Raw genomic sequence first — 14,271 nt, forward strand, 5'->3', positions numbered from 1 at the left:
TGTGGGAGTTTCGGTGCTCCCCAGAATTCTTGCCGGTTACGCCTGCCGGTAATCTGAACCTGCCCGTGGCGGACAGGCAGACATAGAAAAAGTCAGGAGTTTCCCCGTGGCTCGCGTCGTGGTTGACGTCATGCTTAAGCCCGAGATCCTCGACCCGCAGGGGCAGGCCGTCGCGAACGCGCTGCCCCGCCTGGGCGTCAACGACGTCGCCTCAGTGCGTATCGGTCGCCGTGTCGAGATCGATTTCGCCGGAGAGGCCGACCTGGAGAGGGCCCGCGAGATCGCGGACAAGCTCCTGGCCAACCCGGTCATCGAGGACTACGACATCCGGGTCGTAGAAGCGGCATGAGCAAGATCGGTGTGGTGACCTTCCCCGGTTCGCTGGACGACGGGGACGCGGCCCGTGCCGCGCGTATCTCCGGAGCCGAGGTCGTACGGCTCTGGCACGCCGACCCCGAGCTGCACGGCGTCGACGCCGTGGTGCTCCCGGGCGGCTTCTCCTACGGTGACTACCTGCGCTGCGGCGCGATCGCCCGGTTCGCGCCGGTGATGGAGGCCGTCGCCGACGCCGCGCGCGGCGGCATGCCGGTCATGGGCATCTGCAACGGCTTCCAGATCCTCTGCGAGGCCCACCTGCTGCCCGGCGCGCTCACCCGCAACCAGCACCTGCACTTCCGCAACCGGGACCAGTGGCTGCGGATGGAGAACACCGACACGGCGTGGACCAACCACTTCACCGACCGGCAGGAGATCCTGATCCCGGTGAAGAACGGCGAGGGCTGCTACGTGGCCGACCAGCGCACGCTGGACGAGCTGGAGGCCAACGGCCAGATCGTGGCGCGCTACATCCGCGGCAACCCGAACGGCTCGACCCGCGACATCGCGGCGATCCGCAACGAGGCCGGCAACGTGCTGGGCATCATGCCGCACCCGGAGCACGCCGTGGAGGCGCTGACCGGCCCCTCGCTGGACGGTCTCGGATTCTTCTCTTCGGTGCTCCGGCACCTGGCGGGGGCAGCAGCATGAGCGACATCTCGATCGACACCGTCAAGGACGCCGAGGCGACCCCGGACGACCTCCAGCCTTACCTGGAGCTGGGCCTCAAGGACGACGAGTACCAGCGGATCAAGCAGATCCTGGGCCGCCGCCCCACCCAGTCCGAGCTGGCCATGTATTCGATCATGTGGAGCGAGCACTGCTCGTACAAGTCGAGCAAGGTGCACCTGCGCCAGTTCGGCGAGAAGGCGCCGCAGTCCGACCGCATGCTGGCCGGCATGGGTGAGAACGCGGGCGTCATCCAGGTGAGCGAGAAGCTCGCGGTCACCTTCAAGGTCGAGTCGCACAACCACCCGTCGTTCGTCGAGCCCTACCAGGGTGCGGCGACCGGTGTCGGCGGCATCGTGCGCGACATCCTCGCCATGGGCGCGCGCCCGATCCTGGTGATGGACTCGCTGCGCTTCGGCGCCGCGGACCACCCGGACACCCAGCGCGTGCTGCCCGGCGTGGTGGCGGGCGTCGGCGGCTACGGCAACTGCCTGGGCCTGCCCAACGTCGGCGGCGAGGTCTTCTTCGACGAGTGCTACCAGGGCAACCCGCTGGTCAACGCGCTCAGCCTGGGCGTGCTGCCGGTCGACGGCCTGCAGCGCAAGGAGGCCGAGGGCCCCGGCAACATCGTGGTGCTGATGGGCGCCAAGACCGGACGCGACGGCATCGGCGGCGTGTCGGTGCTGGCCAGCGCCACCTTCGACGACGCGTCGGAGCAGCGCCGGCCCAGCGTGCAGGTGGGCGACCCGTTCACCGAGAAGCTGCTCATCGAGTCGTGCCTGGAGCTGTACCAGGCCAAGCTGATCGTCGGCGTGCAGGACCTCGGCGGCGCGGGCCTGACCTGCGCGCTCACCGAGACCGCGGCCGCGGCCGGCACCGGCATGGACATCCAGCTGGAGAAGGTCCACCTGCGTGAGGCCTCGATGGAGCCGCACGAGATCCTGGCCAGCGAGTCGCAGGAGCGCATGCTCTTCATCGTGGAGCCGGCCAAGCTGGACGCCGTGCTCGGCATCGCCCAGCTGTGGGGCGTCATCGCCACCCCGATCGGCGTCGTCACCGACACCGGCCGGGTCCGGATCACGTTCCACGGCGAGACCGTGGTGGACGTGCCGCCGGGCAGCCTCGCCGACGACGGCCCGGTGTACGCCCGGCCGCTGCGCGAGCCCGCGGACCTGATCCTGCTGCAGGCCGACCGGGCCGAGACGCTGCCTCGCCCGCATCACGACTTCCAGCTCAAGGACACGCTGCTCAAGCTCGCCGCGTCGCCGAACCTGTGCGACCGGTCGTGGGTGACCGAGCAGTACGACCGCTACGTGCTGGGCAACACGGTGCTGGCCCAGCCGGAGGACTCCGGCGTGGTCCGCCTCGACGAGGAGACCGGGCTCGGCGTCGCGCTGTCGCTGGACTGCAACTCCCGCTTCGCGCGTCTCGACCCGTACGAGGGTGCCAAGCTGGCCCTGGCCGAGGCGTACCGCAACGTGGCCGTCACCGGCGCGGAGCCGGTCGCGGTCACCGACTGCCTCAACTTCGGCTCGCCGGAGGACCCGGCGGTCATGTGGCAGTTCGCCGAGGCGGTGCGCGGCATCGCCGACGGCTGCCAGGAGCTGGGCATCCCGGTGACGGGCGGCAACGTCAGCTTCTACAACCAGACCGGTGCGATCGCGATCCACCCGACGCCGGTGGTGGGTGTGCTGGGCGTGCTGGAGAACGTGGCGCACCGCATCCCGATGGGCTTCGCACACGCCGGTGACGTGCTGGTGCTGCTGGGTGAGACCGCGCTGGAGCTGTCCGGCTCGGAGTGGGCCTGGGTGGCGCACGGTCACCTGGGCGGCCGCCCGCCGAAGGTCGACTTCGGCCGGGAGATGGCCATCGCCGCGTTCATGCAGCGTGCCGCCGAGACCGGGCTGGTCCGCTCGGCGCACGACCTGTCCGACGGCGGCCTGGCGCAGGCGCTGCTGGAGTCGGTGCTGCGCAAGGGCTTCGGCGCCACGGTTACCCTGCCCACCGACGCCGAGCCGTTCGTGTCGCTGTTCAGCGAGTCGGCGGGCCGGGTGCTGCTGACCGTCCCGGTGGGTCACCGCCAGGCGTTCGAGCAGCTGCTCGCCGAGCACGAGCTGCCCGCCACGGTGCTGGGCCAGGTCGACGACGAGGGCTCGGACCTCACGGTCATCGGCCACGGTGAGGCCGGCCGCTTCGCGGTGAGCCAGGCCGAGCTGCGGGAGGCCTTCTCCAGCGCGCTGCCGAAGCTGTTCGGCGCCGGTGAGCCGGATGCGGCCGAGGCCGCGGCCGGTGCCGTCACGACCGCCGTGCTCACCGAGACCGTCGTCGTGGAGACCCCGGCCGAGACGGCCGTGGCGACCGAATCGGTGCTGCTCGCCGAGGGCGAGCCGGCGGTCCAGGCCGGCGAGGCCGGGCAGCCGGAGCCGGGCGACCAGCCCACCGACCAGCAGTAGACAGCACCCCGACGCAAACACCCCGGGCGGCCTGCCCGGTGCCGGACCACCTGATCCGCCACCGGGCAGGCCGCCCTCAGTTTCGGGAAAAGTGCACAAGTCCGAGCTGGCGAGGCTGCAGTTTCGGGGAAAGTGCACGAATCCGAACCGGCTAGGCCGCAGTTTCCCGGGCATCGCCCCGTGGCGGCCGCCGACCGCGGCGGTGGGGAGAGTCAGGCCGGGTAGGTCTGGGTGGCCCGCTCGGCCTGGCTCAGCCAGCCCCGCTCCACCATCGTGTCCAGCACGGACTCCCACGCCCGGCGCGGATCGGCGTCGGCATCCGGGGCCAGCGGCACCGCCAGCACGGCGGCCTCGGCGACGGACAGCTGCGCCACGGGCTTGCCGAAGCGCGTCTGCGCCGCGGTGGCCAGGCCGACCGTGCCGCGGCCGAAGTCGGCGTTGTTCAGGTAGAAGCCCAGCAGCTCGGTGCGGGTGTACCGGTCTTCGAGCTTCGACGCCATGATGCCGACGCGCCAGCTCGACACGTCATCCACGTCCGCCGCCGTCGCGGCGTAGCGCCGGGTGATCAGCGAGCCCGACCAGGGCCGGAACGGTTCCTCGTAGAAGTCGGGGTCGACGGCCGCGACGAACGTGTTGAGCACCGGCATCGGCACCTCGCGCAGGTCCACGACCGCCTGCTGGGGCCGGAGCTCCGCCGGTTCCGGCACGCTGTCGTAGAACTGCGTGGCGGCCACCGCCGCGAAGAGCACGATGAACGCGTCGATCGCGACGATCGCGGTGATGATCCGGCGGCGCCGGCTCCATCGGGGCGAGGACTGCTGCACCACATCGACCATGGTCATGGACTCACCCTAGACCCGGGCACGGCGCCGCCACCGCCCCGTCAGTGGGGGACCGGCTTCGGGAACACCAGTCCGGCGCGGGTCGCGGCGCTCAGCAGGCCGCGCTCGACCATGGTGTCCAGCACCCGGTGCCAGGCCTGCTCGACGTGGGTCGAGCCCGCCCCCACGTGCACCGCGACCAGCGCGGCCTCGGCGAGGGTCAGGTCGCGCGGCTCCTTGCCGGCGTACCACCGGGCCGCCTCGGTGAGGCCGGTCGCGCCGGTGTCGAAGCGTGCCGTGGTCAGGTAGAAGCCGAGCAGGTCGGACTTGGAGTACCAGTCCTCGAGCTTGTGCGCGGCGACGCGCACCCGCCAGCTGTCCAGCTCGGACTCGTCGAGCCCCATCGCGACGACCGCGTACTTCTTCGTGATCAGCGTGGACGGCCAGATCAGGCCGGTCGCCTGGTCGTGGAAGCCGGGGTCGACGGCCGCGACGAAGGCGTCGGCGACGCCGGGCGGCAGGTTCGTCACCCGGATCGGGTGCGTGGTGTCGAAACGCTCCTTCGGCATCGGCACGTCGGCGTAGTAGTACCGGACCCCGCCGTAGGCGACGCCCGCCAGCAGCGCCAGCACCGCAGCGAGACCCGCGAGCCGGAGCAGGCGGTTCGGCTTCGGCGGCGGCAGCGGCGCCGAGCGCGGAAGGTCGACAATGGACACTCCCACACGGTAGACGTATCGACGGCTGTGCGCAGCCCCGCCCGGGTCAGGCCAGCAGTTTCCGCGGTCCGGGGCCCTGTGCCGCCAGCTGGTCGCCCGGGTTGTAGAGCGCGCAGGACTGCAGGGACAGGCAGCCGCAGCCGATGCAGCCGTCGAGCGTGTCGCGCAGTCGCTCCAGCAGCGCGATCCTCGCGTCGAGGTCGGCCCGCCAGCGCGCGGAAAGCCGCGTCCAGTCCGCCTTGGTGGGGGTACGCCGTTCCGGCAGCTCGGCGAGCGCCTCCCGGATCCGCTCCAGGGACACCCCGACCTGCTGCGCGATCCGGATGAAGGAGACGCGGCGCAGCTCGCTGCGCTCGTAGCGGCGCTGGTTGCCGCCGGTGCGCACGGAGTGGATCAGGCCGCGCTCCTCGTAGAAGCGCAGCGCCGACGGGGCCACCCCGCTCCGGGCCGACAGCTCGCCTATCGTCAGCAGCGTCACACCAGGTTTCACGATCCCCCGCCTTGAGTTCAAGTGCACTTTAACTTGCACCCTACTCTCATGGCTGTCATCGAGGTGGAACCGCTGCTCACGCGGTTGACCGGGGACGAGAAGCACGCGCCGAGCGCGTACTCGACCCTGGACGTGCTCTGGGTCCTCTACGACCGGGTGCTGCGGGTGGACCCGCGCCACCCCGACGACCCCGACCGGGACCGCTTCCTGCTCTCCAAGGGCCACGGCCCGGCCGCGTACTACGCCGTGCTGGCCGCCAAGGGCTTCTTCCCGCCGGACTGGCTCGACGACCTGGCCGGGGCGGACAGCCCGCTCGGCCACCACCCGGACCGGCTGCGCGTGCCCGGCGTCGAGATCAGCTCCGGCTCCCTCGGGCACGGGCTCGGTCTCGGCGTGGGCACCGCGCTCGGGCTGCGGGCCCAGGGCCGCCTGGCACCGCGGGTGTACGTCCTGCTCGGCGACGCGGAGCTGGACGAGGGCAGCAACCACGAGGCCATCGCGTACGCCGGCGCGACCGGCCTGGACACGGTCACCGCGCTCGTGATCGACAACCAGTCGGCCTCGCACGGTTGGCCGGGCGGGATCGCGTCCCGGTTCGCGGTGCACGGCTGGACCGCGGTCACCGTGGACGGCCGCGACCACGACGCCATCGCCGCCGGGCTGGCGCAGGCACGGGAGGGCGCGCCGCACGTCGTCGTGGCGCGTGTCGAGCAGAAGGGGAGCTGATCATGCGAGAGGCGTTCGCCGGCACCATGTCCCGGCTGATCGAGGAGGATCCGCGCACCGCGCTGGTGCTGGCCGACATCTCGGCCGCCGCGTTCGAGCCGGTCGCCCTCAAGCACCCCGACCGGGTGCGCAACGTGGGCATCCGCGAGCAGCTCATGATCGGCGTGGCGGGTGGGCTGGCCCTCACCGGGCTGCGCCCGGTCGCACACTCCTACGCCACGTTCCTGATCGACCGGGCGTACGAGCAGATCAAGCTCGACCTGGCCCACCAGGGCGTCGGCGCGGTGCTGGTCAGCGTCGGCGCGTCCTACGACGGCTCCACCGCGGGCTACACCCACATGTCACCGATGGACGTGCAGCTCATCGACACCCTGCCCGGCTGGACCGTGCACGTGCCCGGCCACCCCGGCGAGGTCGCGCCGCTGCTGGCGGCCGCGATGCCCCACGACGACCCGGTCTACCTGCGGCTCTCGGCGCAGGTCAACGACATCGCGTACGCCGACGCGCACCTGCTGCGGCCGGTGCGCCACGGCTCGGGAGCGCTGGTCGTGGCGGTGGGGCCGATGCTGGCACCGGTGCTGGAGGCGACGCGAGGGCTGGACGTCACGGTGGCGTACACGCACACCCCCCGCCCCTTCGACACCGCCGGCCTGCGCGCGCTGGCCGGCTCCGGCAACGTGGCCCTGGTCGAGCCGTATCTGGCCGGCACCTCCGCCCACGTGGTGAGCGAAGCTCTGGCTGACCGGCCGCACCGCCTCCTCAGCCTGGGGGTGGGCCGGGTCGATCTCCACGCCTACGGCACCCCGGCGGACCACGCCCGCGCCCACGGCCTCGACCCGGCGGGCCTCCGCACCGCCCTGACGACCTGGCTCTGACCCGCCCCGGTCCGCTCAACCCGGTCCGCCCCACCCCGCCCCGGTTCCACCCCGCGGCCTGGCTCCACCCACGGCCGGGCTCCGACGCCCGTCCCTGCCAAGATCGGCGTTTCGTGTCCAACCTGCGGTCAGGCCGCACCTTTGGACACGAAACCCCGATCTTGACCACCGCCCGCGAGCCGCACCTCACTCCGCGCGGGCGGCCGCAAAGCAAGATCGCGACGATCTTGCGCGAACTGTTGGGGATACGCCCGATACGGGCGTGTCATCCCCGCAGCTCATGCAAGATCGTCGCGATCTTGGTGGTGGGAGGGTCAGCCGCGGGTGTGGTGGCCGAGCATGTGGACCTGGCCGGTGCCTTCGACGATGTCGCCGACGTGCCAGCACTCGACGCCGCGGCCGGTGAGGAGGGCCATGGCGCGGTCGGCGTCGGCGGCGGAGACCACCGCGAACATGCCGACGCCCATGTTGAAGGTCGACTCCAGGTCGGCGGTGTCGATGCGGCCCTTGCGCTGGATCAGGTCGAAGATCGGCTGCGGGGCCCAGGTGGAGCGGTTGACGATGGCGTCGACGTGCTTGGGGAGCACGCGGACCAGGTTGCCGGGGATGCCGCCGCCGGTGACGTGCACGAGCGCGTGCACCTCGCACTCGGCGATCAGCGTCAGGCAGTCCTTGGCGTAGATCTTGGTCGGGGTGAGCAGTTCCTCGCCGAGGGTGCGCTGGTCGCCCAGGTCCTCGATGACCGAGTCGAGCTTGAGCCGGGCCTGGCCGAGCAGCACGTGACGGACCAGCGAGTAGCCGTTGGAGTGCAGGCCGGAGGAGCGCATCGCGATGACCGCGTCGCCGACCTGGACCCGCTCGGCGCCCAGGATCTGGTCCTCCTCGACGACGCCGACGCCGTTGGCGGAGAGGTCGTACTCGTCCGGGCGCATCAGGCCGGGGTGTTCGGCGGTCTCGCCGCCCAGCAGCGCGCAGCCGGCGTACCGGCAGCCGTCGGCGATGCCCGCGCCGATCTCGGCGATGCGGTCCGGCACGACCTCGCCGCAGGCGATGTAGTCGAGCAGGAACAGCGGCTCCGCGCCGCAGGCGACCAGGTCGTCGACGACCATCGCGACCAGGTCGATGCCGACCGTGTCGTGGATGTTCATCTGCTGCGCGATGGCCAGCTTGGTGCCCACGCCGTCGGTCGACGAGGCCAGCACCGGGCTCTTGTACTTCGACGTGTCGAGCTTGAACAGGCCGGAGAAGCCGCCGAGGCCGCCCAGCACCTCCGGGCGGTGCGTACGCGCGACCTTGTCCTTCAGCATCTCCACGGCCCGGTCGCCGGCGTGGATGGACACGCCCGCGTCGGCGTAGGTGACGGTGCGCCGGCGGTTGGTGCTGCCCTCCGCCGTCCACAGCTGGCGGTTGCCGTTCTCCGGCTGCCCGGAGACGGGGCGCTCGGTCACGTGCGTCACGGTTTTTCTCCTCTTTGTGCGCGGCACCGGCTTTTCAGGGAAGGGTGTCGGTGCCGTGACGAGTGGTGCTAGCCAGAAATTCCGGGCCTGCTCAGCTCCGTCGTCGGCGCTGAGGGCTGGTCGCTGGTGCGCTCCTCGGGACCGACCCGGCGGCCGACCCCTTCGAGCACGTGCTTGCCGATGAGGTTGGCGGCCGGCAGCTTGATCGGGTACTCCCCGTCGAAGCAGGCCCGGCACAGGCGGTTCTTCGGCTGCTCGGAGGCGGCGATGAGCCCCTCGAGCGACACGTAGCCGAGCGAGTCGGCACCGATGGAGCGGCGGATGCCCTCCAGGTCGGTGCCGTTCGCCAGCAGTTCGGCGCCGGTGGCGAAGTCGATGCCGTAGAAACACGGCCACTTCACCGGCGGAGAGGAGATGCGTACGTGTACCTCCAGCGCGCCCGCCTCGCGCAGCATGCGCACGATGGCGCGCTGCGTGTTGCCGCGCACGATGGAATCGTCGACCACGACGAGGCGCTTGCCCCGCACGTTGTCGCGCAGCGGGTTCAGCTTGAGCCGGATGCCCAGCTGACGGATGGTCTGCGAGGGCTGGATGAAGGTGCGCCCGACGTAGGCGTTCTTCACCAGGCCCATCCCGTACGGGATGCCGGAGGCCTCGGCGTAGCCGATCGCGGCCGGCGTGCCCGACTCGGGGCTCGGGATGACCAGGTCGGCCTCGACCGGGTGCTCCTTGGCGAGGCGGCGGCCGATCTCCACCCGGGTCGAGTAGACGTTGCGGCCGGAGATCGTCGCGTCCGGCCGGGCCAGGTAGACGTACTCGAACAGGCAGCCCTTGGGGTCCGGCGCGGCGAAGCGCTGCGAGCGCAGCCCGTACTCGTCGATGGCGATCAGCTCGCCGGGCTCGACCTCGCGGACCACGGACGCGCCGACGATGTCCAGCGCGGCCTGCTCGCTCGCGACGACCCAGCCGCGCTCCAGGCGGCCGAGCATGAGCGGGCGCACGCCGTGCGGGTCGCGTGCCGCGTAGAGGGTGTTCTCGTCCATGAAGACGAAGCTGAACGCGCCCTCGACGGTCGGCAGCACCTCCATCGCGGCGGCCTCGACGGACAGGTCGGGCCGGCCCGCCAGCAGCATGGTGACCAGGCCGGTGTCGTTGGTCGAGCCCTGCCGGTCCATGCCCAGCTCGTCGGCGCGGCGGGCCAGGTCGGCGGTGTTCACCAGGTTGCCGTTGTGGGCCAGCGCGATGGTGGTGCCGGCGCTGGTCGACTGGAGCGTCGGCTGGGAGTTCTCCCAGGTCGAGTCGCCGGTGGTCGAGTACCGCGCGTGCCCGATCGCCAGGTGGCCGCGCAGGCTGGCCAGCGTCGGCTCGTCGAAGACCTGGGCGACCAGGCCGATGTCCTTGTAGACCACGACTCCGGAACCGTCGCTGACCGCGATGCCCGCCGCCTCCTGGCCGCGGTGCTGCAGTGCGTACAGGCCGAAGTAGGTGAGCTTCGCGACCTCTTCACCGGGGGCCCAGACACCGAAGACGCCGCATGCGTCTTGCGGGCCTGGCCGGTGGGGGTCGAGTTCGTGGCTCAACCGGCCGTCGCCTCGGGGCACCTGCTGCTCCTTGCGCTTGTCGCTTCAGTAGCTGGTCGATGCCCTGCTCGCCAAAGCCGGCATCGATGGTGTGTGTCGGCGTCGGGCGGCGATTGCCGCCGCAGCTCAGTGTACGTGACCGGCAGGGGCGGACACCCCGGTGCCTGGCCCGTGCGACACGTGACTGAATCCAGGGTTACCAGTCTGCCAGGCCTAGACGATCGGGAAAAGAGCCCCGATATCGGACCGAATGCCGCTGGCCCGAATCCGCCCATCCGCCACCGCCGCCGCCCAATCCACGCGTCCGGCGGCGAGCTGAAGAAATGTGACCGGATCGGTCTCGACCAGGTTCGGGGGCGTACCACGGGTGTGCCTTGGCCCTTCGACGCACTGAATCGCACCGTATGGGGGAACCCGCACCTCCACCGAACGGCCAGGAGCCGTCGTCGCAAGATGTGCCAAGAGTGCCCTAACCGCATCGCGAAGCGTCAAACGTTCCGGGACCCGACCCGTGGCCAGGGAGTCGAGGGCTTCGGCCACCGCCGGGGATATATCAGGCGAGGGGGACATAAGCGGACGATACAAGATTACTTTTACTCATTATGTACGGGCCCTGGGTCGCGCAATCCTTCCTTCGCAAGGCATAGTTGCGGGCGGTGTATTCCCGCAGCGCCCCCCACACCCCGCTCGCTGTGGGATATCGAGGAGCTTGGAAGGCGGTGGCCGTGACTACCCAGCGACGGTCCTGGTTGGCACGCGTCGGAGTGGTAGCGATGGTGTCGCTAGGCACACTCGTCGGCGTCTCCGCTCCGGCATCCGCGCAGGCGGCGTCGATCAACGTCGACTCGTTCCCGTCGTCCGCCAAGAAGGGCGACACGATCACGATCAAGGGATCGGTCAAGAACGACAGCAGCCCGGGTGTGCCTTCGATCACCGCCGGTGACAACAGCTCAAAGGTCGAGTGCGTCCAGTGCAACTCGCCCGCTGACGACACGATCGAGGCTGACGGCTCCAAGTCCTTCGAGTTCAAGCTCTCTGTGTCGGGCGATCCGGTGCAGGGCGACAAGGTCGAAGTCAAGATCGAGGCGGCCGGCGCCCAGGCTAAGACGGTCACCATCAGCCTGCAGGCCGCACAGCAGTCGACCGGCACCATCGCCGGCACCGTGTACGACTCGCGCACCGGCCAGCCGCTCTCGGGCGCCCTCGTGCTGCTGTCCGACGGGAACGACAAGGAGTTCCCGGTCAAGACGACCGGCTCCAACGGCTCCTTCCGGTTCGTGCCGTCCGCCTCCGCGCCGATCGCGCCCGGTCTCATCGTGGTCACGGTCCAGAAGGACCCGTTCACGATGAAGACCTTCAGCCAGAACCTCGGCGCGGGCCAGTCGAAGACCGACATCCGGATCTCGATGGTCAACGAGGCCGCGGCCAGCGCCACGCCGTCGGTCGAGGCGACGCCGACCGACGCCGCCAGCGCGCTGCCCGAGGATTCGGCCGGCACCGGCGAGGAGAGCCCCGGTGAGGCCGTCGACGTCTCCGGCGACCAGAAGGAAGAGGGCGGCCTGGACGCCATGACCTGGGTCATGATCATCCTGGGCGGTCTGCTGGTGGCGCTGGGTATCGGCGCGATCGTGCTGCTGGTGATGAAGCGCGGCGGCGACGACGATGACGACGACGAGGACGACGAGGACGACGACGACGAGCCGGTGCGCGGCCGTCCGGGCGTGCGTCCCGGCCAGCCCGTGCGGGCCGGAGCGGGTGCGGGCGTCTACGGCGGCGCCGGTGGTGGCACGTACGGCCGTCCCGCCGACCCGACAATGGTGGCCCGCCCCGGAGCGGGCAACGACGCGACCGTGATGCACCGCCCCGGCGAGTACGGTGGCGTGCCGCAGCAGCGCGGCGCTCAGCAGCCCTACGGCTCCCCGGCCGCCACCCAGCAGTACGGCGGCTACGGCTCGCCGGTGGCCCCGACCAGCGGTTACAGCGGCGGCCAGCCCAGCTACGACCAGGCCGGCTACGGCGCTCCGCAGGGCGGCTACGGCTCGCCCGCAGCCCCGACCAGTGGCTACGGCAACCCGGCGCCGACCAGCGGCTACGGCAGCCCGGCCCCGACCAGCGGCTATGGCGGCAGCCCCGCCGGCGGCTACGGCTCGCCGGTGGCCCCGACCAGCGGCTACGGCGGCGGCCAGCCCGGCTACGGCGACCAGGGCGGCTACGGCCAGCAGCCCGGCGGGTACGGCCAGCAGGGCGGCTACGGTGCCCAGCAAGGCGGCTACGGCCAGCCGCAGGGCGGTTACCAGGGCCAGTACGACGAGCCCACGCACTACGCGGGTCCGACCTCGGGTGGCAGCTACGGCTCGAACCAGGGCGGCTACGGCCAGGACCAGCAGAGCGGGTACGGCCAGCAGCAGGGCAGCTACGGGCAGGACTCGTACGGCGCCCAGCAGGGCGGCTACGGCCAGCAGCAGGACCCGTACGGCACCCAGCAGGCCGGCTACGGCCAGCAGGGCGGCTACGGCCAGGACTCATACGGCGCCCAGCAGGGCGGCTACGGCCAGCAGCAGGACCCGTACGGCACCCAGCAGGGCGGCTACGGCCAGCAGCAGAGCGGCTACGGCCAGGACCCGTACGGCAGCCAGCAGGACGGCTACGGCCAGCAGAACGGCTACGGCGACGACCGGCGCGGCAACCGCGGCGACCGCCGCCTCGACTGGCTGGACGACTGACCCGCCCCACTTGCCCCATCAAAGCTCCCGTCACGCTGTTCCGACAGCATGGCGGGAGCTTTGATCATGGAAAAAGGCCGCGCGGTTTGCTGGAATGGGCGGGTGGCCGGTGTTGGCGGCATGCGGGGGCTGTCCCCCATGCCGGGGTATGTCGTGATGCAGCCGACGACGCTGTGCAATCTGGACTGCGTCTACTGCTACCTGCCCCTGCGCGCGGCCGACCGGCGGATGCCGGTGGCGGTGGCCGAGGCGGTGGCTACGGACGCGAACGCCTGGGCGGCCGGGGGCCGCTTCTCCGTGGTCTGGCACGGCGGTGAGCCGCTGGCGGCCGGCCGCGAGCACCTGACGGCGCTGATGGCCCCGTTCGCGGCGGGGGTGGAGCAGCACGTGCAGACCAACGCGACGCTGGTGGACGACGCGTGGTGCGAGTTGTTCGCCGCTCGCGGGGTGCGGGTGAGCGTGAGCGTGGACGGCCCCGAGGACCTCAACGGGCAGCGTGTGTCGCGCGCGGGGCGGCCCGCGTACGACCGGATCGAGCGGGGGATCGCGGCGCTGCGGCGGCACGGCCTGCCGTTCGCGGCCCTGTGCGTGGTGGGCGAGCCGCGGCCGGGGCTGGCGGCCCGGCTGTACGGGTACTTCCTGGAGCTGGGCTGCGACATCCTCGGCGTCAACATCGAGGAGCGCGAGGGCGTCAACGAGCGTCCCAACGGGCATGACGCGATCGCGGTGCGGGCCTTCTGGGCCGAGCTGGCTGCGGCATGGCGGGCCGACCCGCGGATCCACGTGCGCGAGCTCGAATGGAGTCTGCGCTACCTGGGCGCGGTGCTGGACGGCACCGCCGACGGGCTGCTGCCGCGCACGCTGGACCCCATCCCGACGATCGGGTACGACGGCTCGGTGGTGCTGCTCTCGCCGGAGCTGGCCGGGTTCCACGATCCGGTGTACGGCGACTTCACCAGCGGTAACGTGCTCACCAGCCCGCTGTCGGCGCTGCTGGGGACGGCACGGACCGGCTGGGTGCCGGAGTTCCTCGACGGGATCGCCGCGTGCCGCACGTCCTGCCCGTACTTCGGTTTCTGCGGGGGCGGGCACGCCGCCAACCGCTACTTCGAGCACGGACGGTTCGACGGCACGGAGACCGAGCACTGCCGCAACAGCAAGATCAACCTACTGGAGGGAGTGCTCGACCATGTCCGACGAGACTGACCGCCTGGCCGACCGGATCCTGGACGCCCGCGCCGAACTCGCTCCCCTGCTGGAGGAGGCGCGGCTGGCGCGGCTGGCCCGTTCTGAAGGGCCAGGCACGGACGGCGGCGCCGTCTGTGCCTGGAACCACTTCGAGAACATCCCGACCTTCTTCAACTGGAACAACCGGCCGCGCTGAGC

Annotated in this window: 14 protein-coding genes; 8 read left to right on the forward strand and 6 right to left on the reverse strand. The window is 71.2% G+C overall.

The features are described from left to right. Positions 1-106: 106 nt before the first annotated feature. The 3 genes from purS to purL are packed head-to-tail and all read left to right on the forward strand — an operon-like array spanning position 107 to position 3,497. Positions 107-349 (forward strand): phosphoribosylformylglycinamidine synthase subunit PurS, encoded by a 243-nt coding sequence (purS, locus tag CS0771_RS07460; protein ID WP_212840343.1) that lies wholly within the window; start codon positions 107-109, stop codon positions 347-349. Then, complete coding sequence (purQ, locus tag CS0771_RS07465; protein WP_203750719.1) at positions 346-1,026, forward strand: phosphoribosylformylglycinamidine synthase subunit PurQ; 681 nt, start codon at positions 346-348, stop codon at positions 1,024-1,026. The genes purS and purQ overlap by 4 nt, the downstream gene beginning before the upstream one ends. Further along, a complete protein-coding gene (purL, locus tag CS0771_RS07470) occupies positions 1,023-3,497 on the forward strand; it encodes a phosphoribosylformylglycinamidine synthase subunit PurL (protein ID WP_212840344.1) in 2,475 nt (824 codons plus the stop codon). Before purQ ends, purL begins: the two co-directional genes overlap by 4 nt. A gap of 212 nt (positions 3,498-3,709) precedes the next feature. On the opposite strand, the gene CS0771_RS07475 is transcribed toward purL, so the two are convergent. The 3 genes from CS0771_RS07475 to soxR are packed head-to-tail and all read right to left on the reverse strand — an operon-like array spanning position 3,710 to position 5,512. Then, positions 3,710-4,339, reverse strand: coding sequence for a transglycosylase domain-containing protein (locus tag CS0771_RS07475; RefSeq protein WP_212840345.1), 630 nt, complete (start codon positions 4,337-4,339; stop codon positions 3,710-3,712). A gap of 41 nt (positions 4,340-4,380) precedes the next feature. Beyond that, positions 4,381-5,034: a transglycosylase domain-containing protein gene (locus CS0771_RS07480; RefSeq protein WP_212840346.1), complete on the reverse strand. Its 654-nt coding sequence runs from the start codon at positions 5,032-5,034 to the stop codon at positions 4,381-4,383. Positions 5,035-5,080: 46 nt separating this feature from the next. Beyond that, positions 5,081-5,512, reverse strand: a complete 432-nt coding sequence (gene soxR / locus CS0771_RS07485; RefSeq protein ID WP_203750733.1) for a redox-sensitive transcriptional activator SoxR — start codon at positions 5,510-5,512, stop codon at positions 5,081-5,083. A gap of 60 nt (positions 5,513-5,572) precedes the next feature. Here soxR and CS0771_RS07490 point away from each other — a divergent pair, with 60 nt between their 5' ends. Next, a complete protein-coding gene (locus tag CS0771_RS07490) occupies positions 5,573-6,250 on the forward strand; it encodes a transketolase (protein WP_212840347.1) in 678 nt (225 codons plus the stop codon). A 2-nt stretch (positions 6,251-6,252) separates the two neighbouring features. Then, on the forward strand, positions 6,253-7,125 hold the full coding sequence (locus CS0771_RS07495) for a transketolase family protein (RefSeq protein ID WP_212840348.1): 873 nt from the start codon (positions 6,253-6,255) through the stop codon (positions 7,123-7,125). 314 nt (positions 7,126-7,439) lie between these two features. On the opposite strand, the gene purM is transcribed toward CS0771_RS07495, so the two are convergent. The 3 genes from purM to CS0771_RS07510 form a co-directional block, all read right to left on the reverse strand. Next, positions 7,440-8,582: a phosphoribosylformylglycinamidine cyclo-ligase gene (gene purM, locus CS0771_RS07500; RefSeq protein ID WP_212840349.1), complete on the reverse strand. Its 1,143-nt coding sequence runs from the start codon at positions 8,580-8,582 to the stop codon at positions 7,440-7,442. Between the two features lie 68 nt (positions 8,583-8,650). Then, the gene (gene purF, locus CS0771_RS07505) at positions 8,651-10,183 is read right to left on the reverse strand and encodes an amidophosphoribosyltransferase (protein ID WP_212840350.1); all 1,533 of its coding nucleotides are present in this window, start codon (positions 10,181-10,183) and stop codon (positions 8,651-8,653) included. A gap of 192 nt (positions 10,184-10,375) precedes the next feature. Beyond that, positions 10,376-10,732, reverse strand: a complete 357-nt coding sequence (locus tag CS0771_RS07510) for a sterol carrier family protein (RefSeq protein WP_203750739.1) — start codon at positions 10,730-10,732, stop codon at positions 10,376-10,378. A 203-nt stretch (positions 10,733-10,935) separates the two neighbouring features. Between CS0771_RS07510 and CS0771_RS07515 the strand changes: the two genes are divergently transcribed. The 3 genes from CS0771_RS07515 (at position 10,936) to amcA (ending at position 14,269) form a co-directional block, all read left to right on the forward strand. Beyond that, entirely contained in the window at positions 10,936-12,885 is a 1,950-nt protein-coding gene (locus CS0771_RS07515; RefSeq protein WP_212840351.1) for a carboxypeptidase-like regulatory domain-containing protein, read from the forward strand. A gap of 120 nt (positions 12,886-13,005) precedes the next feature. Further along, positions 13,006-14,091, forward strand: a complete 1,086-nt coding sequence (amcB, locus tag CS0771_RS07520) for a cyclophane-forming radical SAM peptide maturase AmcB (RefSeq protein ID WP_212845683.1) — start codon at positions 13,006-13,008, stop codon at positions 14,089-14,091. Continuing rightward, positions 14,075-14,269, forward strand: coding sequence for a multiple cyclophane-containing RiPP AmcA (gene amcA / locus CS0771_RS07525; protein WP_212840352.1), 195 nt, complete (start codon positions 14,075-14,077; stop codon positions 14,267-14,269). Before amcB ends, amcA begins: the two co-directional genes overlap by 17 nt. The last annotated feature ends 2 nt before the right edge of the window (positions 14,270-14,271 follow it).

Origin of the sequence: Catellatospora sp. IY07-71, assembly GCF_018326265.1 — a bacterium.
In the GTDB taxonomy this organism is placed as follows: Bacteria; Actinomycetota; Actinomycetes; order Mycobacteriales; family Micromonosporaceae; genus Catellatospora.

Bases quoted from the DNA above. Each gene is read 5' to 3' on its own strand.
- purQ (WP_203750719.1), top strand. From the start codon at position 346: ATGAGCAAGATCGGTGTGGTGACCTTCCCCGGTTCGCTGGACGACGGG.
- purL (WP_212840344.1), top strand. From the start codon at position 1,023: ATGAGCGACATCTCGATCGACACCGTCAAGGACGCCGAGGCGACCCCG.
- CS0771_RS07475 (WP_212840345.1), bottom strand. From the start codon at position 4,339: ATGACCATGGTCGATGTGGTGCAGCAGTCCTCGCCCCGATGGAGCCGG.
- CS0771_RS07490 (WP_212840347.1), top strand. From the start codon at position 5,573: ATGGCTGTCATCGAGGTGGAACCGCTGCTCACGCGGTTGACCGGGGAC.
- CS0771_RS07495 (WP_212840348.1), top strand. From the start codon at position 6,253: ATGCGAGAGGCGTTCGCCGGCACCATGTCCCGGCTGATCGAGGAGGAT.
- CS0771_RS07510 (WP_203750739.1), bottom strand. From the start codon at position 10,732: ATGTCCCCCTCGCCTGATATATCCCCGGCGGTGGCCGAAGCCCTCGAC.
- CS0771_RS07515 (WP_212840351.1), top strand. From the start codon at position 10,936: ATGGTGTCGCTAGGCACACTCGTCGGCGTCTCCGCTCCGGCATCCGCG.
- amcB (WP_212845683.1), top strand. From the start codon at position 13,006: ATGCGGGGGCTGTCCCCCATGCCGGGGTATGTCGTGATGCAGCCGACG.
- amcA (WP_212840352.1), top strand. From the start codon at position 14,075: ATGTCCGACGAGACTGACCGCCTGGCCGACCGGATCCTGGACGCCCGC.